This window comes from Deefgea salmonis (genome assembly GCF_020531905.1).
GTDB classification, from domain to species: Bacteria; Pseudomonadota; Gammaproteobacteria; order Burkholderiales; family Chitinibacteraceae; genus Deefgea; species Deefgea salmonis.
In genome coordinates this window covers 41,375-62,147 of record NZ_JAJAWG010000015.1, presented here as the reverse complement: position 1 = coordinate 62,147, position 20,773 = coordinate 41,375, and the positions used below count along the sequence as shown (strand labels likewise).

Sequence of the window (20,773 nt, the reverse complement as noted above, 5' to 3'; positions counted from 1 at the left end):
TAGTGCGGATTGCCCGTGTGAAAGTAGGTCATTGCCAGACTCCCCATACCAGAAAGCCCGATTCGAAAGAGTCGGGCTTTTTGCTGTTCGGCGGTTATGCTGTTGTCTATCGTGAATGGGCGCTGGAACTAAATTTTATATACCCATATATAGTATTGCGTTCTATATTATGAATATAAATGATTATAGGTGTATACCTATGGATTTTGAGATAAAAATATAGCATAGCCAGTGTTCAATTTGAAATTGAGCTGGTTTGGTGGCGGCACTACCGGGGTATTACCAGCTTGCGGCCAGATGGCTGAGACCTTAGGCAAGATGATAGATACATATATGCGGTATCTGATTGTGGCGCTTGTTGTTTATGCTTTTTATGGATATACCTTTGATTGAGTTGTGCCATGATTGCGTGGTCTTATTGTTTCGCAAGGATACGATGCCATGACTTGGTTTGTGTATATTTTAGTTTGCCGAGGTAACCGGCTGTATACCGGCATAACAACGGATGTAGAGCGTCGATATACACAGCATTCAAATGGTAGAGGTGCGCGTTATACACGGGCCTTTCCCCCTGAACGGATTTTAATGAGCTGGCCTTGTGCTCATCAGGGTGTTGCTTTGCGGGTTGAATATAGGATTAAGCAGTTAACTACGCTGCAAAAGTGGGCTTTAGTTGATCGCTCGATAAGTTTGGGAAATGAATTGGTTTGTGTTGCAGGGATTTGGACTGAAGTAAATTGAGGCCAGAAAAAATCACGATGAATTTAATAGACTCACCGTGATTGCAAAAAGAACTGAGCAGTTTTTATTGTTCTAATTTGTATTTATTGGTCTAATTTGTAAATTGTTTTACGCAGGACAAATAATAAAGCAAGTCCTGGTAATGCAATTGCAGCTGAAATAATAAAGAAATGCGACCAACCCACTGCAGTAACGAGATAACCAGATGCAGGCCCTACGTAAACTCGACCAAAAGCAGTTAATGCAGATAAGAGTGCGTATTGAGTCGCAGTAAAGTTGGGATTGCATAAACTCATTAATAGGGCGACAGCGGCTGTTGTACCCATCCCGCCAGCTAGATTCTCGGTACTGATCGCAAAAAGTAATAAGCCAATATCGGGTGAGCCATGAATGGCAATAAGCCAATATCCTAAGTTGGTTAGGGCTTGTAATACGCCAAAAATTAAGAGCGATTTATACAGACCCCAGCGTAACATTAATATTGCGCCAGCAAAGCCGCCGACTAAAGTCGCAACTAAACCAAATACTTTATACGCTTGGCCAATAATTGATTTGCTATATCCCATGTCGAGCAAGAATTTGGTGGATAAGCTGCCGGCAAATGCGTCGCCGAGTTTATAAGCCACCACTAAGGCTAATAAAATCCATGCGCCATCGCGGGAAAAAAATTCTTTTAATGGGTCGATAATCGCTGAGCGTAGACTTTGTGGCGGCTTGGTTTGTAATACAGGTTCGGGCGATAAGAACGTGACGATGGCCATTGTGGCCATAACGCCTGCCATCACCAAGTAAGTTTGTTCCCACGTCAAAATACCATCAGCCAGAATGAGTGCGATGGCGCCTGATGTCAGCATGGCCATTCGATAGCCAAAGACCCCCACCGCCGCCCCAGCTCCGCGCTCATCTGGTTGGAGCACTTCAGTGCGGTAAGCATCAATAACCACGTCTTGCGTTGCTGAAAAGAAGGCAATCAATAGTGCCATCAAGGCAAAGGTGGCTAAATGAGTTTGTGGATCGAGGCCACTCATGTTGGCGATGACTATGGCGAGCGCAATTTGAGATACTAAAATCCAGCCTCGGCGACGCCCTAAAAAAGGCATTGGAAAGCGATCGACTAAAGGCGACCATAGAAATTTCCAAGTGTAAGGTTGTCCGACCAAAGTAAACCAACCGATGGTTTTAATATCTAAACCGGCATCCGATAGCCACGCTTGCAGTGTGGATCCTGTGAGTGCTAATGGGAGGCCAGAGGCAAAGCCAAGTAGCATTGCCGCACAAATTCGCCGATTGTTAAAAACGGCAAGGTATTTAGAAAACATGGGAGTATTGCCCTGTGATTGTTTATTTTTAAGGACTTTGTAGCAATACCCTGTTTATATTACATAGTCGTAATCGATCACCAGTGGTGCATGATCAGAGAACTTTTCATCTTTGTAAACGTAAGCTTGTTTGGCGGTGGCGGCCAGTTGTGGGCTTGCGATTTGATAGTCAATACGCCAGCCAACGTCTTTGGCGTAGGCTTGACCTCGATTGCTCCACCAGGTGTAACCAGGGATTTCGGGGTAAAGCGTGCGCCAAACATCCACTAGCTGTAATTCACTGAGCATGCGTGTAAACCAAAGCCGCTCTTCGGGCAGAAAACCGGAGTTTTTTAAATTGCCTTTCCAGTTTTTTAAGTCAATTTCATTGTGGGCAATGTTCCAGTCGCCCATCACGATAACATCACGACCCGACGCCGATAATGTGGCCAGATGGGCCCAAAAATGGTCTAAAAAGACAAATTTAACCGCTTGGCGCTCTTCTGAGGACGAGCCAGAAGGCAGATAAAGTGAAACCACCGATAAATTAGCAAAACGAACTTCTAGGTAGCGCCCTTCAGCATCGATTTCAGGAATTCCTAGGCCGACAATCACTTGATCGGCAGGACGGCGGCAGTACAGACCGACACCGCTATAACCTTTTTTTTCGGCGTAATGGAAATAGCCGGTCAGCCCCGCAGGATTTTGCATTTCAAGGTTTAAATCAGCGGCCTGTGCTTTCAGTTCTTGTACGCCAATGATGTCGGCATTTTGGCTCGCTAACCAAGTTAAAAAACCTTTGCTGGTGGCTGAGCGAATACCGTTGAGGTTGGCTGAAATGATGCGCACGGGGAGAAATCCTTGTTCAAGGGTGATATGCTTCGGGGTTGATATAAATAGTAATGATTTTAGAGGGATTATTCCGCATGACTGACTTTCGCCGCGACTTCATCCGTTTTGCTGTAGAGCAACAAGTACTTTGTTTTGGCGATTTTATCACCAAAGCAGGCCGTGCTTCGCCGTACTTTTTTAATGCCGGGCTTTTTAGTGATGGCACTTCCGTCGGTGAATTAGCGCGATTTTACGCGCAGGCAGCGCTGGCCTCGGGGGTGGCGTTCGATGTTTTATTTGGACCGGCTTACAAAGGTATTGTTCTTGCATCCGCGACAGCGGTTGCGCTATCGAATGCTGGGCATAATGTGCCTTTTGTTTTTAATCGCAAAGAAGCGAAAGACCATGGCGAAGGTGGCGTTTTGGTTGGTGCCCCACTGAAAGGTCGTGTGATGATTATTGATGATGTGATTTCTGCCGGTACCTCGGTGCGTGAGTCCGTCAATCTGATTCGCGCTGCGGGCGCAGAGCCTGCTGGTGTTTTGATTGCTTTAGATCGGATGGAGCGTGGGCAGGGCAATTTATCGGCCGTTCAAGAAGTTGAGCAGCAGTTTGGTATTCCGGTGATTCCGATTGCAACGTTACAAGATTTATTAGGATTTCTTGCAGAACAAAAAGGAATGACTGACAATCTAGATAGAGTAAAAAGTTATCGCAGTCAGTATGGTATTGATTAATTAAAGGGTAGATATGCGTTTTGTGTGGGTATTGCCATTATTACTGTTTAATCAGCTGAGCTATGCAGCACTTTATCGCTGGGTTGATGAGGCCGGTAAGGTGCAATATAGCGATAAACCGCCGGTTGGACAGTCAAAATCCCTGATGGAATTAGATAAGTCAGCGCGTGTGCGCAAAGGGAATGAAGCAATACTCACACCAGAAGAAAAGCGCGATTTAGCAGAAAAAAAACGGGCAGAGCAAGAGTTGCAGCGTGCTGATAAGGCGCTATTGCAATCGTTTTCTAAGCCAGAAGAAGTGGACTTGTTGCGTGATCGACAAATTGCTGCGGTTGATGCCGGAATGCAAACGTATATTTTACGACGGACTACTTTGCAAAAACGATTGGAAGCACAGCAATCTCAATTAGATAAACTCAATAACAAGCAACTTGCAATTTCTGCTGAATTACTAGCTGATGTTGCGGTAACAAAAAAAGAGTTGGCTGATATTGATAAAGCAATTGCCACTCAGCAGCGTGCCGTTATTGCAATAAAAGAAAAATCGGACATGCAAAAAAAACGCTTAATTGAATTAAGAAATATTCAGCCCCATTAATCTTTATTGTAATGAGTTCTTCGTTGGTGAGCGATTGAATTTGCTAGATTCGTTGAAGACGGAAAAATAATAATCAATATCCAATTCATTCTTTGCGAGAAATAAATAATATGATTGAAAATAACACACAAATTCGTGCCGTACTTGGTATTGATATTGGTGGTACGGGGATTAAAGGCGCGCCTGTCAATGTCGCAACGGGTGAATTTTTGGCTGAGCGACATCGGATTGATACGCCTCAGCCCGCCACGCCAGAAGCGATTGGGCAAGTACTCAAGCAATTGGTTGAGCATTTTGCCTGGACAGGGCCAATCGGCTGTACTTTTCCGGCCATTGTACATAATGGTGTCACTTTGTCGGCGGCGAATGTCGATCAGAGTTGGATTCAAGCGCCAGCGCAAGAAGTCTTGGCTCAAGCGACGGGTTTACCATTGGTTTTAATGAATGATGCGGATGCCGCAGGTTTGGCTGAAGTGGTCTTTGGTGCCGCAAAGGGCCGGCAGGGCAAAACGATTGTCATTACCTTGGGAACGGGGATTGGCAGCGCATTGATTGTTGACGGCCAGTTAGTGAGTAATACTGAATTTGGACATCTTATTTTCCCAAGTGACGAGATTGCAGAAAAATATTGCTCAGCCAAAGTGAAAGAAGAAACGGCAATGAAATGGCCTGCGTTTACTGAGCGTTTAAATAAATATCTATTGCATCTTCAATTATTATTTTCACCCGATTTTTTGATTATTGGTGGTGGCATTAGTAAAAAACATGAGAAATTTATTCCAAACTTAAAAGATTTACGTTTTCCAGTCGTGCCTGCCGATTTAAAAAATGACGCAGGGATTGTTGGCGCCGCACTTGAGGCCGCTCGGCATTGTGGTATTTAAAATTACTTCTATTTGAGTTTCTCCCTAAAAATCTAAAAATGCACCGTATTTGCGGTGCATTTTTTATGTCTGGTCCTGATGCATACTCGCTGAAGTCATGATGCTTCGAATAAAATCACACGAAAAATTGTGCGGAGTAGGCCAATTAGGAAACTAAAATTCAGTTTTATTGCCGTGAATTCCTCGCGCAAGTCTCTGTTTTGTCTTAGAATATTCGCCCTTTGCTTTTATTTGGAAATGCGCCATGCGCTATCCCGTTCGATATGATGTGATTGTAGTTGGTGGTGGTCACGCCGGTACTGAAGCCGCCCTCGCCAGCGCCCGTATGGGGCGTAAAACCTTGTTGCTGACGCACAATATTGAAACCTTAGGACAAATGAGCTGCAATCCGTCCATTGGCGGGATTGGTAAAGGGCATTTGGTGAAAGAGGTTGACGCCTTAGGTGGCGCAATGGCCTTGGCGACCGACATGGGCGGGATTCAGTTTAAAACGCTCAATGCCAGTAAAGGCCCGGCAGTGCGTGCGACTCGTGCGCAGGCGGATCGTATTTTATATAAAGCCGCGATTCGTGGCATGTTGGAAAATCAAGAAAATCTGGATATTTTCCAGCAAGCCGTCGACGACTTGCTGCTCGATGGCGATAAAGTTATTGGTGCCGTGACACAAGTTGGTATTGAGTTTATGGCCGCCAGCGTGGTGCTGACCGCAGGGACTTTTTTGGGCGGTAAAATCCACGTGGGTTTAGAAAACCATGTCGGCGGTCGCGCTGGCGATCCGGCATCGGTGACGTTGTCACATCGTTTGCGTGAATTGAACTTGCCGGTTGGACGATTAAAGACAGGGACGCCGCCACGCATCGATGGTCGGACGATTAATTTAAGTATTTTGCCGATTCAGCCGGGCGACACGCCAGAGCCGGTGTTTTCTGTACGTGGTTCACGCGCCATGCATCCACGGCAAATGCCGTGCTGGATTGCGCAAACTAATGCGCGCACCCACGACATTATCCGCTCTGGCTTTGATCGCAGCCCGATGTTTACTGGCAAGATTGAAGGGGTCGGCCCGCGTTATTGCCCGAGTATTGAAGACAAAATTAATCGTTTTGCCGATAAAGATAGCCATCAGATTTTCCTTGAGCCCGAAGGCTTAACGACGCATGAATTTTATCCGAACGGTATCTCAACCAGCTTGCCGTTTGATATCCAATTGGCCGCAGTGCAGTCGATGGTGGGTCTGGAAAATGCGCGGATTATTCGTCCGGGCTATGCGATTGAATACGATTATTTTGATCCGCGTGCGCTTAAAAATAGCTTTGAATCCAAAGCCATTGCCGGATTGTTCTTTGCTGGGCAAGTCAATGGCACGACCGGCTATGAAGAAGCCGCCGCGCAGGGCTTGTTTGCCGGTTTGAATGCCGCGTTATACGCGCGTGATGAAGCGCCATGGTGCCCGGGTCGTGATGAAGCTTATCTTGGGGTATTGGTCGATGACCTAGTTACTAAGGGCGTTACCGAGCCATACCGTATGTTTACCAGTCGTGCTGAATTCCGTCTGCAATTGCGTGAAGACAACGCCGATTTGCGTTTGACCGAGCATGGTCGTCGCTTAGGCTTGGTTGGCGATGCACAATGGCAGGCATTTGAAATTAAGCGCGAAGCGATTGCGACTGAACTTGAGCGGATGAAATCGACGTGGGTGAATCCACGGATTTTGGCTGCCGCCGATGCCGAACGGGTATTGGGAAAAGCCATTGAGCGTGAATACACTTTGGCTGAATTATTACGCCGTCCCGAAGTGACTTATGACAGTTTAATGACGTTGGCGGTCGCCGGACCCGGTGTCAGCGACGCGACTGTGGCAGAACAGATCGAAATAAACGTTAAATATCAGGGTTATATCGAACGACAACAATTTGAGGTCGCAAAACGCGATACTCTAGAAGATGTTGCGCTGCCAGATGACTTTGATTACAGCGTAATTTCAGGATTGTCTAAAGAAATCCAGCAAAAATTAAGCACACAGCGCCCACAAACATTAGGTTTGGCTTCACGGATTTCGGGTGTGACGCCAGCAGCGTTGGCCTTGTTGGTGGTGTACTTGAAAAAAAATCAGCGGGTCGCCGCCGTGAATGAGGAATTGAAATGAGCGTGGTTGTGGATAAAAATTTAGCCGAGATGCTCGCCAAAGGTTTGGCTGAGATGGGTCTTGACCTGAGCATCGAGCAGCAAAATAAATTATTGGCCTACGTTGGCTTGTTAGAAAAATGGAATAAAACCTACAGTTTGACCGCAATTCGTGAGCCTGAACGGATGGTGCCACACCATTTACTCGATTCATTGGCGCCGCTCGCCAAATTGCCTGACCACGCTTTACGCATGTTGGATGTCGGCTCGGGTTTTGGCACGCCAGGTATTCCATTGGCGATTGCGCGGCCCGATTGGCAGCTGACTTTGCTAGATTCAAATCACAAAAAAACCACGTTTTTGCGACAAGCGATTTTAGAGTTAAAACTCGACAATATCAGCGTAGTCACCGATCGCGTCGAAGCGTATCAACCAGAAACAGGGTTTCAGATTATTACTTCGCGCGCGTTTGCGGAGTTGTCTGAGTTTGTTCGTTTGACCGGGCATTTATTGGCCGAGGGCGGCGAGTGGGCGGCACTTAAAGGGGTATATCCCTATGAGGAAATCGCACTATTGCCTGCAGGCGTACACGTGGTGGGGGTAGATAGTCTGTCCGTGCCAGGTTTAGATGCCGAGCGGCATTTAGTCCATGTGGTGAAAGTGGTTTGAGTGTCGGCCGCATCACCTTAAAGCGCTTCAAATCCCGATGGGAACGACGATGAAAGTGTTGGCAATAGCGAATCAGAAAGGGGGCGTTGGTAAAACGACCACGGCAGTGAATTTGGCGGCCAGTTTGGCGCATTTGGGTCAGCGTGTGTTGCTGGTTGATCTTGATCCACAGGCCAATGCCACGATGGGCTCTGGGATTGATAAGTCCAAGCTAAAACATTCAATCTATTCTTTATTGCTCGGTGATTCGACGATCGCGCAAACCACGCAAAACTCCGAAAGTGGCGGCTTTGATTTATTGCCAGCCTCGCGCGATTTAGCTGGAGCTGAAGTTGAGCTGGTCGATGCTGCTGAACGCGAGACGCGATTGAAAGCGGCGTTGTCACAAGTAAATCATCAGTACGATTATGCCTTACTCGATTGTCCTCCAGCACTCAACCTGCTGACGCTCAACGGCTTAGTGGCCGCAGATGCGGTGCTGATTCCAATGCAGTGCGAATACTATGCTTTGGAAGGCCTGTCTGATCTGGTCAATACCTTGCGGCGGATTAAGCAAAGTCTGAATAAAGATATCGAGATCGAGGGCTTGCTTCGGACGATGTTTGATCCGCGCTCAACTTTGGCCCAACAGGTTTCAGAGCAGTTGGTGAAGCATTTCACCAGCAAGCTGTATCACACCGTCATTCCCCGTAATGTGCGTTTGGCTGAAGCGCCGAGTTATGGCCGTCCGATTTTGGCGTATGACAAATCGTCTAAAGGGGCGCAAGCCTATTTACAACTGGCGACTGAAATGTTGGCGCGACATGCCACCGGCGATATTGCGCCGAGTATATGAAATGATCGTTGTGCAAGGTCATGATTGCGTAGCGTCGATTAATTTGCGCTTTGTATTTCCCGGTTTTTAGGATGAACACGCATGGTGAGTAAAAAATTTAAAGGTTTGGGGCGCGGTTTAGATGCGCTGATGGGGGATCCATCGGTGGGCGATACACTAAAAACCTTGGCACTGGACGTGTTGCAACCCGGTAAATATCAGCCTCGTTCTTCAATGGATGAAGTGGCGCTCAATGAGTTGGCTGACTCAATTCGCACGCAAGGTTTGATGCAGCCAGTTTTGGTGCGTGAAATCGACATTGATCGTTATGAAATTATTGCTGGCGAGCGTCGTTGGCGAGCGTGCTTATTGGCTGGGTTGACTGAGATTCCTGCCTTGGTGCGAGTGATTGCCGATGAGGCCGCACTGGCAATGGCCTTGATTGAGAATATCCAGCGCGAAGATCTCAACCCGCTGGAAGAGGCGGTTGGTATTCAGCGTTTAATCGATGAATTTGGTCTAACGCAAGAATCGGCAGCGCAAGCCGTGGGAAAATCACGCTCAAGTGTGGCAAATTTATTACGTTTATTGCACTTAACTGAGCCTGTACGGGAAATCCTACTACGCGGCGAAATGGATATGGGGCATGCTCGCGCTTTGCTGCCGCTCAATACCTTGCAACAATTAGAGGCGGCACGGTTGGTGGTATTAAAAGGCCTATCGGTTCGAGAGGTTGAGGCCTTAGTCAAAAAAATGCAGCAAGAGCCGATGACGATCAAGCCGCAAAAGCCTGATCCTGATGTGCTGCGCTTGCAGGAGGAAGTGTCGAGTAGAATTGGCGCTCGGGTTGTTATTCAATCGGGCAAGAAGGGGAGTGGTCGGGTAACGATTGAGTATGGTAGTTTGGATCAACTGGATGCTTTGTTGGCTCGGCTGTAAGTTTTGCAAAAACTACTTGTCATTAAATTGACGGTCAAAACGATCGAAATGCATAGCGCTTTGATTTATTACGCTTTTAGAAAGACATCGGCTATTTTTTTAACTTCGATTTTTTTGTAAAAAATAAAAATAAATCCACCAAAGTCAACGGTAATAAATTGACGCAAGGCAAATCAACTCCGTATAATCGCGTCGTTTGTCTTACGGTGATGTGATGTACGGGAAGGCACAGATTCGTGGCATCATTCGATTACAAATCGGATTTACGATGCTCCTTACAATTGCGCTACTTTTGATTGTGGATCAGAAGGCGGCAATTGCAAGTTTTTCAGGTGGATTAATTGCAGTCTTAGGCAGCGTGTTGTATTCGTTGATTGCCTATCGTGCTCGATTAGCTGCCGCAGCAGAATTGTTGCGACGCCACTTTGCAGCCGAAATGGCAAAGCTTTCAGTAACGTTGCTTGCATTCGCAGCGTTCTTTATGTTTTATCGGGATGTCGCTTGGGCTTGGGTATTCGCAGGATACTTAGTTGCAGCTAGCGCCTACTGGTTTGGGCTTTTAATTAAATTTGACGGTAAAAAGTAAATTATGGCACAAGATGCAACTAGTTATATCCAGCACCATTTGACCTTTGCAAAGTCTGATTTATTCGGCGGTTTCCATTTGGATTCTTTCTGGATTTCTTTGGCATTGGGCATGTTGTTTGTCGGCGTATTTGCCTACGTTGCTCGTAAAGCAACGCCAGGCGTACCGGGCCGTTTGCAAAACTTTGTTGAGTTGATTGTTGAGATGGTCGACAACCAAATCAAGGATGCTTTCCACGGCAAGTCAAAAGTAATTGGCCCATTGGCATTGACGATCTTTTGCTGGGTCTTCTTGATGAATGCAATGGACCTATTGCCGGTTGATTTGTTGCCAACTTTTGCCCAATGGTATGGTCATACTTTCTACGGTGCCGATCCACATCATGTTTATTTACGCGTGGTGCCAACGGCTGACGTCAACCTAACTTTCGCGATGTCACTCAGTGTTTTGCTAATGATCATTGGTTTTTCGATCTCTGCTAAAGGTTTGTTTGGTTGGATTAAAGAGTTGTTTACTGCGCCATTTCATGCTGAAGGTTTGTTGATGTCCATTATTTTGGCGCCAATTAACTTCGCTTTCCAGTTGGTGGAAATGGCAGCAAAACCAATCTCTTTGGCTTTGCGTCTGTTCGGTAATATGTATGCCGGTGAGTTGATCTTTATCTTGATCGCTTTGCTGCCGTGGTGGATTAACTGGGTGCTTGGCACGCCATGGGCCATCTTCCATATCTTGGTGATTACGCTGCAAGCCTTCGTGTTTATGATGTTGACGATTGTGTACTTGAGCTTGGCGGTAGAAGACCATTGATTTTAAGTCTAGTGGCGTGTATCGGTTGGGTGCACGGCATTAGACTAAGTTTTACCCAACCTCGTAACTTTTGAATCAAACTAGGAGTCTCAAAATGGTTTCACCTGAAGTAATTGCTTCCGTACAAGGCATGACTGTTATCGCTGCTGCGATCATCATTGGTTTGGCTGCTATTGGTACTGCACTTGGTTTTGCTATCCTCGGTGGCAAATTTCTTGAGTCTGCTGCTCGTCAGCCAGAAATGATTCCAGTTTTGCAAACTAAACTGTTTATTATCGCTGGTCTGTTGGATGCGATTTCGATGATTGGCGTTGGTGTGGCTATGCTTTACACCTTCAACAACCCATTCCTTGCTGCTCTGACTGTTGCTGCTCAGTAATCTTTTGATCAGCCTTTAAGGAGGACATTCAGCGTGGAATTTAATTCGTCTCTCATAGGTCAGATGATCACTTTTGGTCTCTTGATCCTGTTCACGATGAAGTTCGTTTGGCCTCCGCTGATCAAGATGATGGATGAGCGTGCTAAACGCATTGCAGATGGCCTGGCCTCTGCAGATCGTGCCAAACAAGATCTTGAGAATGCTGAGAAAAAATCAGCAGAAAAACTGCGTGAAGCAAAACAAAGCGCAGCCGAGATCATTGCTCAAGCCGAAAAGCGTGCAGCACAACTTGTCGATGAAGCTAAGGGTACTGCAAAAGTGGAAGGCGAACGCCTGATCGCTGGCGCCCAAGGTGAAATCGAGCAGCAAATTCAGCAAGCTAAAGAAACGCTTCGTCAGCAAGTTGCCGTATTGGCAATTGCTGGTGCTGAGCAGATCTTACGTCGCGAAATCGACGCAGCGAAGCATGCTGATATGCTGTCATCCATCAAAGCGGAATTGTAAGATAGTCATGGCAGAACTTATAACCGTCGCTAGACCCTACGCCGAGGCCGTTTTCCGGCTGGCTAAAGAAAGCAGTACGCTTTCTCAATGGTCGGATACGCTTGCTAATCTGGCGCTTATTGCCCAGAACCAAGAGATTCTTGACGTAGTGGCTAATCCAAAGTGTTCTGCTGATCAAATCCAGGAGCTGTTGGTTGGGCTTCTGGGTACTGACGCAAACGCCGAGGTTAAAAACTTCCTGGCAGCAGTGCTCGAAAATCGTCGTTTTGCCACTTTACCGGCTGTATCGACGTTATTTGAACAACTGAAAGCGGCAGACGAAGGTGTAGCGCAAGCGCACATTGAATCTGCTTTTGCTATGACTGATGCCCAACTGGCCGAACTGACGGCTACGCTCACTCAGCAACTTAAACGCAAGATTAGCGCCGATGTTAGTGTCAACCCCGAGTTAATCGGTGGTGTGAAAGTAACGATTGGTGACTTAGTTATTGATGCCTCAGTTAGTGGCAAATTAACTGCCCTTGCGACAAGCCTGAAGAGTTAGGAGAAATCATGCAACTTAATCCGTCCGAAATCAGTGAACTGATTAAAGCTCGGATCCAAAATCTACCGCAAGGCGCACAATCCAGCACGACTGGTACTGTAGTGTCGGTTACTGACGGTATCGTGCGCGTGCACGGTTTATCGGAAGTGATGCAAGGTGAGATGTTGGAATTCCCGGGTAATACCTTTGGTCTGGCGCTTAACTTAGAGCGCGATTCTGTAGGTGCTGTTATTTTAGGTGACTACAAACACATCGCTGAAGGTGATGTTGTTAAGTGTACCGGTCGTATTTTGGAAGTGCCTATCGGTCGTGAGTTGATCGGTCGCGTTGTGAACGCTTTGGGTCAACCCATCGACGGCAAAGGCCCATTGGGTACAACGCTGACTGCGCCGATTGAAAAAATCGCGCCGGGTGTTATTGCTCGTCAATCGGTGTCGCAACCATTGCAAACCGGTATCAAATCAATTGATACTATGGTACCAGTGGGTCGTGGCCAACGTGAGTTGATCATTGGTGACCGCCAAACGGGTAAAACTGCGGTTGCTCTTGATGCGATCATTAACCAAAAAGGTACTGGCGTTACTTGTATCTATGTGGCGATTGGTCAAAAAGCATCTTCGATTGCTAACGTGGTTCGCAAGTTGGAAGAGCACGGTGCTCTGGGTCACACGATTATTGTTGCTGCTGCCGCTTCTGAAGCTGCTGCATTGCAATACATCGCTGCGTACTCGGGTTGCACCATGGGTGAGTTCTTCCGCGATCGTGGTGAAGATGCCTTGATTGTTTATGATGATTTGTCTAAGCAAGCCGTTGCTTACCGTCAAATTTCATTGTTATTGCGTCGTCCTCCGGGCCGTGAAGCATTCCCTGGCGATGTTTTCTATCTCCACAGCCGCTTGTTGGAACGCGCATCGCGTATCAATGAAGTTGAAGTTGAGAAGCTCACTAATGGTGAAGTGAAAGGTAAAACAGGTTCGTTAACTGCATTGCCTATCATCGAAACTCAAGCTGGTGACGTTTCTGCCTTCGTACCAACCAACGTGATTTCGATTACTGATGGTCAGATTTTCTTGGAAACTGACTTGTTCAACGCGGGTATTCGCCCAGCAATGAACGCCGGTATTTCAGTATCGCGTGTGGGTGGTGCTGCGCAAACTAAAGTCATCAAAAAATTGGGTGGCGGCGTACGTTTGGCTTTAGCTCAGTATCGTGAATTGGCGGCATTTGCCCAGTTCGCTTCTGACCTTGATGAAGCAACACGTAAGCAATTGGAACGCGGCAAGATGGTGACTGAGTTGATGAAACAAGCTCAGTACAGCCCGATGAAAGTGGGTGAGTTGGGTGTTACCCTGCTCTTGATTAACAAAGGCGTTTATGACGACGTCGCTGTTGATCGCGCACTGGCATTTGAAGCTGCATTCCTTAGCCATCTTAAAGCTAACCATGCTGATGTATTGGCACGTGTTGATGATAAGGGCGAGCTGTCTTCTGATGATGAAGCAGCCATTATGAAAGCAGTTGAAGCTTTTAAAGCCGGCGCTGCTTACTGATTTGAGACGTTGATAAAAGGATCAAATCATGGCAAGCGGTAAAGAGATTCGTACTAAGATCAAAAGCGTAAAAAATACGCAGAAGATCACCCGCGCCATGGAAATGGTTGCCACGTCGAAAATGCGCAAGGCTCAAGAGCGTATGAAAGCGGCCCGTCCTTACGGTGAAAAAATCCGTAATGTGGCTGGCCACTTGAGCCAAGCTTTAGTCGATTATGAGCATCCATATCTCCAAACGCGCGACACCGTCAAGCGGGTTGGCCTGATTATGGTGTCTTCGGACAAAGGTTTGTGTGGTGGCTTGAACACCAACGCCCTGCGTTCGGCTTTCAATAAAATGAAAGAATTGCACAACAATGGCGTTGAAGTCGTTGTGACCGCAATCGGCAATAAAGGGCTGGGTTTTATGAAGCGTAATGGCGCGAAGATTGTTTCTTCGGCTGTTGGTCTTGGTGATACCCCGCATCTGGAACAGCTGATTGGCCCGATCAAAGTGATGATCGATGCCTACGTTGCTGGCGAAGTAGACGAAGTACACATTGTTTACACTCGCTTCATTAACACCATGAAGCAAGAGCCAGTGATTGAACAATTGCTGCCATTAGCTAGCGAATCGTTTGAACAGCCGAAATCTGCGCACAACTGGGAATACCTGTATGAGCCAGATGCAAAAACGGTGATTGATGACTTGATGAACCGTTACGTAGAGGCCTTGGTTTACCAAGCCGTAGCGGAAAACATCGCATCAGAACAAGCGGCGCGTATGGTGGCGATGAAGGCTGCAACTGACAACGCTGACAATGTAATCGGCTCCCTGCAACTGCTATATAACAAAACGCGTCAAGCGGCAATTACGAAAGAACTTTCGGAAATTGTTGGCGGCGCGGCAGCAGTTTAATTGGGCCCTGACGGATTAACTGGATTAGGAAAAACGATGAGCCAAGGTAAAATCGTACAAATCATTGGGCCAGTTGTTGACGTGGAATTTCCACGCGACAATATTCCCAAGGTGTATGACGCGCTCAAACTAGTTGGCGCAGAACTGACGCTGGAAGTTCAGCAGCAGCTCGGCGACGGCGTAGTGCGCGCCATTGCCATGGGTAGTACCGATGGTCTTAAACGCGGTACAGGTGTTACCAACACTGGCGCACCAATTATGGTGCCAGTAGGTAATGCAACGCTGGGCCGTATTATGGACGTATTGGGCAACCCGATTGATGATGCAGGTCCTGTGAACGGCGAGGCAACTCGTGCGATTCACCAATCTGCACCAAAATTTGATGAGTTGAACCAATCGATCGACTTGTTGGAAACCGGTATCAAGGTGATTGACCTTGTTTGCCCGTTTGCAAAAGGCGGTAAAGTGGGTCTGTTCGGTGGTGCCGGTGTCGGCAAAACCGTGAACATGATGGAATTGATCAACAACATCGCTAAAGCGCACAGTGGTTTGTCTGTGTTTGCTGGTGTGGGTGAGCGTACTCGTGAGGGTAACGACTTCTACCACGAAATGAAGGACTCTAATGTTCTTGATAAAGTGGCGATGGTTTACGGTCAAATGAACGAGCCACCAGGCAACCGTTTGCGCGTAGCGTTGACGGGCTTGTCGATCGCGGAACATTTCCGTGACGAAGGCCGTGACATCTTGTTCTTTGTGGATAACATCTACCGCTACACCCTTGCTGGTACTGAAGTATCGGCGTTGTTGGGTCGTATGCCTTCTGCCGTGGGTTACCAACCGACATTGGCTGAAGAGATGGGTGCGCTGCAAGAGCGGATCACTTCGACTAAGACTGGCTCGATTACATCGATTCAAGCTGTTTACGTTCCTGCGGATGACTTGACCGATCCATCACCAGCAACAACCTTCGCTCACTTGGATGCGACGGTTGTTCTGAGCCGTGATATTGCGTCGTTAGGTATCTACCCTGCGGTAGATCCACTCGATTCAACTTCACGTCAATTGGATCCGCAAGTCGTTGGCGAAGAGCACTACTCGGTAGCGCGTGGCGTTCAGCAAACATTGCAAAAGTACAAAGAATTGCAAGATATTATCGCGATTCTGGGTATGGACGAATTGTCTCCAGAAGACAAATTGTCAGTATCTCGTGCTCGTAAGATTCAACGTTTCTTGTCGCAACCGTTCCACGTTGCTGAAGTGTTCACTGGTTCGCCAGGCAAGTACGTTCCGCTCAAAGAAACCCTCAAGGGCTTCAAGGGCATCTTGAATGGCGATTACGATCACCTTCCAGAGCAAGCCTTCTATATGGTTGGCGGCATCGAAGAAGCGATCGAAAAAGCCAAGTCGATGCAATAAGGGGTTAAGCGATGGCCATGAGCATGCGTGTGGACGTAGTTAGTGCTGAAGAGCTGATCTACTCTGGCTTGGCTGAGTTTATCTCAGCGCCTGCCGATAAGGGTGAGATTGGTATCTTGCCGCGGCACGCTCCGCTGTTGACCCGTATTCGTCCGGGTGCGATCCGTATTAAGATCGCCAACTCGAACGAAGATGATGTCATTCTGTTTGTTTCAGGTGGCATGCTTGAAGTTCAACCGGATGTGGTAACAGTCTTGGCCGATACTGCGATTCGTGGTGCTGACATTGATGAAGCGAAGGCGTTAGAAGCTAAACGCCGCGCAGAAGACGCGTTGAAAAACCATTCTTCTTCGATGGACTTTGCGATGGCGCAGGCTGAATTGATGGATGCTGTAGCGAAACTTGCTGTAGTTTCTAAATTGAAACGGGGCGGCCACTAATTATTGCAATTGAGTTTGCAATAATCGGATTGTAAAAATTAAAAAGGCAGCTTCGGCTGCCTTTTTTCTTTATCACGCGCGTGAGTTGCAAGCAGATAACGCAATAAAGTCATGTCATGCTGGGCGTGAACCACGCTGAAGATTAGAATAGCGACAAACCATTTATATTTAGGGATAAGTGATGGCTTCTGCATTAAACGTGGTCATTCTGGCTGCAGGGCAAGGTAAACGGATGTACTCTAGTTTGCCAAAAGTATTGCATCGTCTTGCGGGCAAACCGTTAGTCCAGCACGTTATTGATACTGCGCGTCAATTACAGCCGCAAAAAATGGTCATTGTGTATGGTCATGGCGGCGAGCAAGTGCAAAAGCAATTAGCCGAGCAAACTGATTTAGCCTGGGCCTGCCAGTCTGAGCAGCTTGGCACGGGGCATGCCTTGGCACAGGCCGTACCACAATGCGTTGGTGGCATTACCCTGATGCTGTATGGTGATGTGCCATTAACGCGTTTGAGCACCATTCAAGCCTTACTGGCGGCAAGTAGCGATGGCAAAGTCGGTATTCTGACCGACATTCTGGATGATGCAACTGGTTATGGTCGAATCGTTCGCAATGCAGCTGGTCTGGTGACTTGCATTGTTGAGCAAAAAGATTGCTCAATCGAGCAAGCCAAAATTACTGAAATGAATACCGGTATTTTAGCCTTACCGACGGCGCGTTTGGCCGGTTGGTTATCTGAGCTAAAGAACGACAATGCGCAAGGCGAGTATTATGCCACCGACTTAATCGCCCTTGCGGTGCGTGATGGTGTTGACATTACGACGGTGCAGCCCTTGGATCATTGGGAGGCAGAAGGGATTAATAATAAACTGCAGCTCGCCAGCTTAGAGCGTATTTATCAAGGTGAAAGCGCCAAAGCCTTGCTCACCGCAGGCGTTGGCTTAGCCGATCCAGCGCGGATTGATGTGCGTGGCACATTGGTGCATGGACAAGATGTGTTCATTGATGTGAATTGCATTTTTGAAGGTCATGTCGTTTTGGGGCAAGGCGTGAGTATTGGTGCACATTGCGTACTAAAAAATGTCACGATTGCTGATGGTGCGGTGATTCACCCATTTTGCCATTTAGAAGACGCGGTGGTGGGGGCGGGGAGTTTGATTGGTCCTTATGCCCGCTTGCGACCGGGTGCGCAATTGGCGGCACAAGTGCATATTGGCAATTTTGTAGAAATTAAAAAGTCTAGCGTCGAGTTGGGCTCAAAAATTAATCATCTGAGCTATATCGGCGATGCAAAAATTGGCGCGGGTGTTAATGTGGGCGCAGGGACGATTACTTGCAATTATGATGGGGTGAATAAATTCACCACTGTGATTGAGGATAATGTGTTTATTGGCAGTAATAATTGTCTGGTCGCGCCAGTGACCATTGGTGCTGGGGCAACGACAGGGGCTGGTTCGGTGATTAGCAAGAACGCGCCAGCAGGAGAATTGACGATTGCTCGGGCTAAACAGTTGACTGTACCTGCTTGGACGCGGCCTAAAAAAATATCGAAATAGTTCGATCGGATTTGGTTTTAAATGCGAGCTCGCACTTGGGCTGGCTCGCACTAGTTAAATGGTGGGTATGTTATTGTGGTCGTTTTAAATAAAAGGCTTCATGCAAATACCCATGGTAAATCGGCTTGCCGATTTCGTGTTTTATTCTTGGAGTAGTGTATGTCTTTATTACTAGAGCAGCCATTGACTGATGAAGAGCTTGATCAACTGGATCAATTTTTATATTCAGATGTCGTTGGCAAAGACGCAATGTCATTATCTATGTTGCATGGTTATCTAACCGCCATTTTGATTGGCCCAGCCAGTGTGATGCCGGGTCAATGGCTCGCTCAAATCTGGGATCGTCCAGAGGCAGTGATTTTTGCGCTGCCAGAAGGGGACAGCATCATTAATTTGGTGATGCGTTTATACAATCAAATCGCTGATGAATTAGCGCAAGACCCGCCAGTTTATGAGCCTTTGCTGTATTGGGAAGATGAATCAATGCAAAACTCCAGCATCGAAGAATGGAGCTTAGGCTTTTGCTTTGGTGCAGGCTTAGCAGAAGATGAATGGCAGCCTTTGATTGACGAAGAAGAAGGCCAGTTCATGTTTATGGCCATCATGAGTGGTTCGGACGATGAAATGCGTGAAGACATGCTCAAAGAAGGCATTGATTTAGTGCGCCATGACAACGAAGTGGCTGAGCAAATTCCAGAAATGGTCATCGAAATTCGGGATTTCTTCCGTGAAAATGGCGAATCGTCGCGCAGCAAGCATCAATTGCATTAATGCAAACTTGATTCTGAAGCCCACAAACCGCATGGCAAAAATGGCGAATTAGCATTTGTTTTCCTGAAGGCTTTATTTTTGCCTCGTTTTTTCGTGAATAAGCGGTTTTGATTGCTGATGCGCGCCAATCGGTGCTCGCATCAGTTAAAATTGATGGTTTAGTATTTATTGGGTGATTTCGCCCAGCAAGGAATGATTCATGAGTCTCAAGTGCGGCATTGTTGGCTTGCCCAACGTCGGTAAATCTACGCTATTTAATGCATTGACCAATTCAGGCATTGAAGCAGCTAACTATCCATTTTGCACCATTGAGCCGAATGTCGGCATCGTTGAAGTGCCAGATCATCGTTTAGCCGAATTATCCAAAATTGTTAATCCACAAAAAATTCAATCGGCGATTGTTGAATTCGTCGATATCGCTGGCCTCGTCGCTGGCGCGAGTAAAGGCGAAGGTTTGGGTAACCAATTCTTGGCCAATATCCGCGAAACTGACGCGATTGTGAACGTGGTGCGTTGTTTTGAAAACGATAACATCATCCACGTCGCTGGCCGCGTTGACCCTATCGACGACATCATTGTCATTGGTACTGAATTGGCCTTGGCCGACATGAGTACCGTCGAAAAAGCCATTCAACGTGATGGTAAAAAAGCGCGTTCCGGCGATAAAGACGCACTGGCTACTGTCGCGGTGTTGGAAAAACTCTTACCGCATCTGAACGAAGGCTTGCCAGCACGTTCGCTCAAATTATCCGATGACGAAAAAGCGGCAATCAAACCGTTGTGCCTGTTGACGATCAAACCTGCAATGTATGTGGCCAACGTTGCCGAAGATGGTTTTGACAACAATCCATTACTCGACAAAGTAAAAGCCCACGCGGCACTTGAAGGTGCGCCGGTTGTTGCTGTTTGCGCGTCGATTGAAAGCGAGATCGCAGAATTAGACGAAGCCGATAAAGTTGAATTTTTGGAGTCGCTTGGTCAAGACGAGCCAGGCTTGAATCGCTTGATTCGCGCTGGTTATGAATTACTTGGCCTGCAAACTTATTTCACTGCGGGTGTGAAAGAAGTTCGCGCGTGGACCATTCACAAAGGCGATACCGCACCGCAAGCGGCGGGTGTGATCCATACCGATTTTGAGCGCGGCTTTATTCGTGCACAAACGATCGCGTTTGACGATTTCATCGCCTACAAGGGCGAGCAAGGTGCCAAAGAAGCCGGCAAGATGCGTGCTGAAGGCAAAGAATATGTTGTAAAAGATGGCGATGTACTCAATTTCTTATTTAACGTTCAATGAATGTCATTGAACTGAAACATTATTGTAATAATATGGAGGCATTAAATGAGCCGTACTGTTCAGTGTGTCAAATTAGGCCGTGAAGCTGAAGGATTGGATTTTCCACCGCTACCGGGTGAGCTGGGCAAGAAAGTATATGCACAAGTGTCTAAAGAAGCTTGGACTGCTTGGGTGAAGCACCAAACGATGTTGATTAATGAAAATCGTTTGAGTTTGGCAGATCCAAGTGCACGTAAATACTTGCAACAGCAATTGGAAAATTACTTCTTTGGTTCAGGTGCTGATGCTGTCCAAGGCTACGTGCCACAGTAATTGATATGATCAAACAGGCCGCATTTGCGGCCTGTTGTGTTTTAAAAGCGTTGCATAAGCTGAGTTAGAAGCTAATTCAATT

General features: G+C 47.1%; 23 protein-coding genes. 21 read left to right on the top strand and 2 right to left on the bottom strand.

Annotated features, from left to right (window positions below):
* Nucleotides 1-441: 441 nt before the first annotated feature.
* Nucleotides 442-741 (top strand): GIY-YIG nuclease family protein, encoded by a 300-nt coding sequence (locus tag LG219_RS14655; protein ID WP_226765192.1) that lies wholly within the window; start codon nt 442-444, stop codon nt 739-741.
* 83 nt (nt 742-824) lie between these two features.
* Here the strand turns inward: LG219_RS14655 and LG219_RS14650 are convergent, their stop codons facing one another.
* Both LG219_RS14650 and LG219_RS14645 read right to left on the bottom strand, forming a co-directional pair.
* Entirely contained in the window at nt 825-2,060 is a 1,236-nt protein-coding gene (locus LG219_RS14650; RefSeq protein WP_226765191.1) for an AmpG family muropeptide MFS transporter, read from the bottom strand.
* A gap of 54 nt (nt 2,061-2,114) precedes the next feature.
* Nucleotides 2,115-2,888: an exodeoxyribonuclease III gene (locus tag LG219_RS14645; protein ID WP_226765190.1), complete on the bottom strand. Its 774-nt coding sequence runs from the start codon at nt 2,886-2,888 to the stop codon at nt 2,115-2,117.
* A gap of 77 nt (nt 2,889-2,965) precedes the next feature.
* Between LG219_RS14645 and pyrE the strand changes: the two genes are divergently transcribed.
* The 20 genes from pyrE (at nt 2,966) to LG219_RS14545 (ending at nt 20,691) form a co-directional block, all read left to right on the top strand.
* On the top strand, nt 2,966-3,607 hold the full coding sequence (gene pyrE, locus LG219_RS14640; RefSeq protein WP_226765189.1) for an orotate phosphoribosyltransferase: 642 nt from the start codon (nt 2,966-2,968) through the stop codon (nt 3,605-3,607).
* 31 nt (nt 3,608-3,638) lie between these two features.
* The gene (locus tag LG219_RS14635; RefSeq protein ID WP_226765188.1) at nt 3,639-4,205 is read left to right on the top strand and encodes a DUF4124 domain-containing protein; all 567 of its coding nucleotides are present in this window, start codon (nt 3,639-3,641) and stop codon (nt 4,203-4,205) included.
* A 110-nt stretch (nt 4,206-4,315) separates the two neighbouring features.
* The gene (gene ppgK / locus LG219_RS14630) at nt 4,316-5,089 is read left to right on the top strand and encodes a polyphosphate--glucose phosphotransferase (RefSeq protein WP_226765187.1); all 774 of its coding nucleotides are present in this window, start codon (nt 4,316-4,318) and stop codon (nt 5,087-5,089) included.
* A 244-nt stretch (nt 5,090-5,333) separates the two neighbouring features.
* Nucleotides 5,334-7,235, top strand: coding sequence for a tRNA uridine-5-carboxymethylaminomethyl(34) synthesis enzyme MnmG (gene mnmG, locus LG219_RS14625; protein ID WP_226765186.1), 1,902 nt, complete (start codon nt 5,334-5,336; stop codon nt 7,233-7,235).
* The gene (gene rsmG, locus LG219_RS14620) at nt 7,232-7,882 is read left to right on the top strand and encodes a 16S rRNA (guanine(527)-N(7))-methyltransferase RsmG (RefSeq protein ID WP_226765185.1); all 651 of its coding nucleotides are present in this window, start codon (nt 7,232-7,234) and stop codon (nt 7,880-7,882) included. The genes mnmG and rsmG overlap by 4 nt, the downstream gene beginning before the upstream one ends.
* A gap of 49 nt (nt 7,883-7,931) precedes the next feature.
* Nucleotides 7,932-8,717, top strand: coding sequence for a ParA family protein (locus LG219_RS14615; protein ID WP_284691703.1), 786 nt, complete (start codon nt 7,932-7,934; stop codon nt 8,715-8,717).
* A gap of 81 nt (nt 8,718-8,798) precedes the next feature.
* Entirely contained in the window at nt 8,799-9,635 is an 837-nt protein-coding gene (locus tag LG219_RS14610) for a ParB/RepB/Spo0J family partition protein (protein ID WP_226765183.1), read from the top strand.
* Between the two features lie 214 nt (nt 9,636-9,849).
* Nucleotides 9,850-10,221: an ATP synthase subunit I gene (locus tag LG219_RS14605; RefSeq protein WP_226765194.1), complete on the top strand. Its 372-nt coding sequence runs from the start codon at nt 9,850-9,852 to the stop codon at nt 10,219-10,221.
* Between the two features lie 3 nt (nt 10,222-10,224).
* The gene (atpB, locus tag LG219_RS14600; protein WP_226765182.1) at nt 10,225-11,028 is read left to right on the top strand and encodes a F0F1 ATP synthase subunit A; all 804 of its coding nucleotides are present in this window, start codon (nt 10,225-10,227) and stop codon (nt 11,026-11,028) included.
* Nucleotides 11,029-11,122: 94 nt separating this feature from the next.
* The gene (atpE, locus tag LG219_RS14595) at nt 11,123-11,407 is read left to right on the top strand and encodes a F0F1 ATP synthase subunit C (RefSeq protein WP_173532855.1); all 285 of its coding nucleotides are present in this window, start codon (nt 11,123-11,125) and stop codon (nt 11,405-11,407) included.
* Nucleotides 11,408-11,440: 33 nt separating this feature from the next.
* Complete coding sequence (locus LG219_RS14590) at nt 11,441-11,911, top strand: F0F1 ATP synthase subunit B (protein WP_226765181.1); 471 nt, start codon at nt 11,441-11,443, stop codon at nt 11,909-11,911.
* Nucleotides 11,912-11,918: 7 nt separating this feature from the next.
* Nucleotides 11,919-12,455, top strand: coding sequence for a F0F1 ATP synthase subunit delta (locus LG219_RS14585; RefSeq protein ID WP_226765180.1), 537 nt, complete (start codon nt 11,919-11,921; stop codon nt 12,453-12,455).
* A gap of 8 nt (nt 12,456-12,463) precedes the next feature.
* Nucleotides 12,464-14,005, top strand: coding sequence for a F0F1 ATP synthase subunit alpha (atpA, locus tag LG219_RS14580; RefSeq protein WP_226765179.1), 1,542 nt, complete (start codon nt 12,464-12,466; stop codon nt 14,003-14,005).
* 28 nt (nt 14,006-14,033) lie between these two features.
* Nucleotides 14,034-14,903 carry a F0F1 ATP synthase subunit gamma gene (gene atpG, locus LG219_RS14575; protein ID WP_226765178.1) on the top strand — a complete coding sequence of 290 codons (870 nt, stop codon included), beginning with the start codon at nt 14,034-14,036 and terminating at the stop codon, nt 14,901-14,903.
* A 36-nt stretch (nt 14,904-14,939) separates the two neighbouring features.
* Nucleotides 14,940-16,319: a F0F1 ATP synthase subunit beta gene (atpD, locus tag LG219_RS14570; protein ID WP_182076073.1), complete on the top strand. Its 1,380-nt coding sequence runs from the start codon at nt 14,940-14,942 to the stop codon at nt 16,317-16,319.
* 11 nt (nt 16,320-16,330) lie between these two features.
* A complete protein-coding gene (locus LG219_RS14565) occupies nt 16,331-16,759 on the top strand; it encodes a F0F1 ATP synthase subunit epsilon (RefSeq protein WP_173532861.1) in 429 nt (142 codons plus the stop codon).
* Between the two features lie 181 nt (nt 16,760-16,940).
* Nucleotides 16,941-18,314 carry a bifunctional UDP-N-acetylglucosamine diphosphorylase/glucosamine-1-phosphate N-acetyltransferase GlmU gene (gene glmU, locus LG219_RS14560; RefSeq protein WP_226765177.1) on the top strand — a complete coding sequence of 458 codons (1,374 nt, stop codon included), beginning with the start codon at nt 16,941-16,943 and terminating at the stop codon, nt 18,312-18,314.
* 159 nt (nt 18,315-18,473) lie between these two features.
* A complete protein-coding gene (locus LG219_RS14555) occupies nt 18,474-19,085 on the top strand; it encodes a YecA/YgfB family protein (protein WP_226765176.1) in 612 nt (203 codons plus the stop codon).
* Nucleotides 19,086-19,284: 199 nt separating this feature from the next.
* Nucleotides 19,285-20,379, top strand: a complete 1,095-nt coding sequence (ychF, locus tag LG219_RS14550; RefSeq protein WP_226765175.1) for a redox-regulated ATPase YchF — start codon at nt 19,285-19,287, stop codon at nt 20,377-20,379.
* Nucleotides 20,380-20,424: 45 nt separating this feature from the next.
* A complete protein-coding gene (locus LG219_RS14545) occupies nt 20,425-20,691 on the top strand; it encodes an oxidative damage protection protein (RefSeq protein ID WP_226765174.1) in 267 nt (88 codons plus the stop codon).
* The last annotated feature ends 82 nt before the right edge of the window (nt 20,692-20,773 follow it).

Excerpts from the sequence above, each read along its gene's own strand:
- LG219_RS14655 (WP_226765192.1), top strand. The coding sequence starts at position 442 with ATGACTTGGTTTGTGTATATTTTAGTTTGCCGAGGTAACCGGCTGTAT.
- LG219_RS14650 (WP_226765191.1), bottom strand. The coding sequence starts at position 2,060 with ATGTTTTCTAAATACCTTGCCGTTTTTAACAATCGGCGAATTTGTGCG.
- pyrE (WP_226765189.1), top strand. The coding sequence starts at position 2,966 with ATGACTGACTTTCGCCGCGACTTCATCCGTTTTGCTGTAGAGCAACAA.
- ppgK (WP_226765187.1), top strand. The coding sequence starts at position 4,316 with ATGATTGAAAATAACACACAAATTCGTGCCGTACTTGGTATTGATATT.
- mnmG (WP_226765186.1), top strand. The coding sequence starts at position 5,334 with ATGCGCTATCCCGTTCGATATGATGTGATTGTAGTTGGTGGTGGTCAC.
- rsmG (WP_226765185.1), top strand. The coding sequence starts at position 7,232 with ATGAGCGTGGTTGTGGATAAAAATTTAGCCGAGATGCTCGCCAAAGGT.
- LG219_RS14615 (WP_284691703.1), top strand. The coding sequence starts at position 7,932 with ATGAAAGTGTTGGCAATAGCGAATCAGAAAGGGGGCGTTGGTAAAACG.
- LG219_RS14610 (WP_226765183.1), top strand. The coding sequence starts at position 8,799 with ATGGTGAGTAAAAAATTTAAAGGTTTGGGGCGCGGTTTAGATGCGCTG.
- LG219_RS14605 (WP_226765194.1), top strand. The coding sequence starts at position 9,850 with ATGTACGGGAAGGCACAGATTCGTGGCATCATTCGATTACAAATCGGA.
- atpB (WP_226765182.1), top strand. The coding sequence starts at position 10,225 with ATGGCACAAGATGCAACTAGTTATATCCAGCACCATTTGACCTTTGCA.
- atpE (WP_173532855.1), top strand. The coding sequence starts at position 11,123 with ATGGTTTCACCTGAAGTAATTGCTTCCGTACAAGGCATGACTGTTATC.
- LG219_RS14585 (WP_226765180.1), top strand. The coding sequence starts at position 11,919 with ATGGCAGAACTTATAACCGTCGCTAGACCCTACGCCGAGGCCGTTTTC.
- atpA (WP_226765179.1), top strand. The coding sequence starts at position 12,464 with ATGCAACTTAATCCGTCCGAAATCAGTGAACTGATTAAAGCTCGGATC.
- atpG (WP_226765178.1), top strand. The coding sequence starts at position 14,034 with ATGGCAAGCGGTAAAGAGATTCGTACTAAGATCAAAAGCGTAAAAAAT.
- atpD (WP_182076073.1), top strand. The coding sequence starts at position 14,940 with ATGAGCCAAGGTAAAATCGTACAAATCATTGGGCCAGTTGTTGACGTG.
- LG219_RS14565 (WP_173532861.1), top strand. The coding sequence starts at position 16,331 with ATGGCCATGAGCATGCGTGTGGACGTAGTTAGTGCTGAAGAGCTGATC.
- glmU (WP_226765177.1), top strand. The coding sequence starts at position 16,941 with ATGGCTTCTGCATTAAACGTGGTCATTCTGGCTGCAGGGCAAGGTAAA.
- LG219_RS14555 (WP_226765176.1), top strand. The coding sequence starts at position 18,474 with ATGTCTTTATTACTAGAGCAGCCATTGACTGATGAAGAGCTTGATCAA.
- ychF (WP_226765175.1), top strand. The coding sequence starts at position 19,285 with ATGAGTCTCAAGTGCGGCATTGTTGGCTTGCCCAACGTCGGTAAATCT.
- LG219_RS14545 (WP_226765174.1), top strand. The coding sequence starts at position 20,425 with ATGAGCCGTACTGTTCAGTGTGTCAAATTAGGCCGTGAAGCTGAAGGA.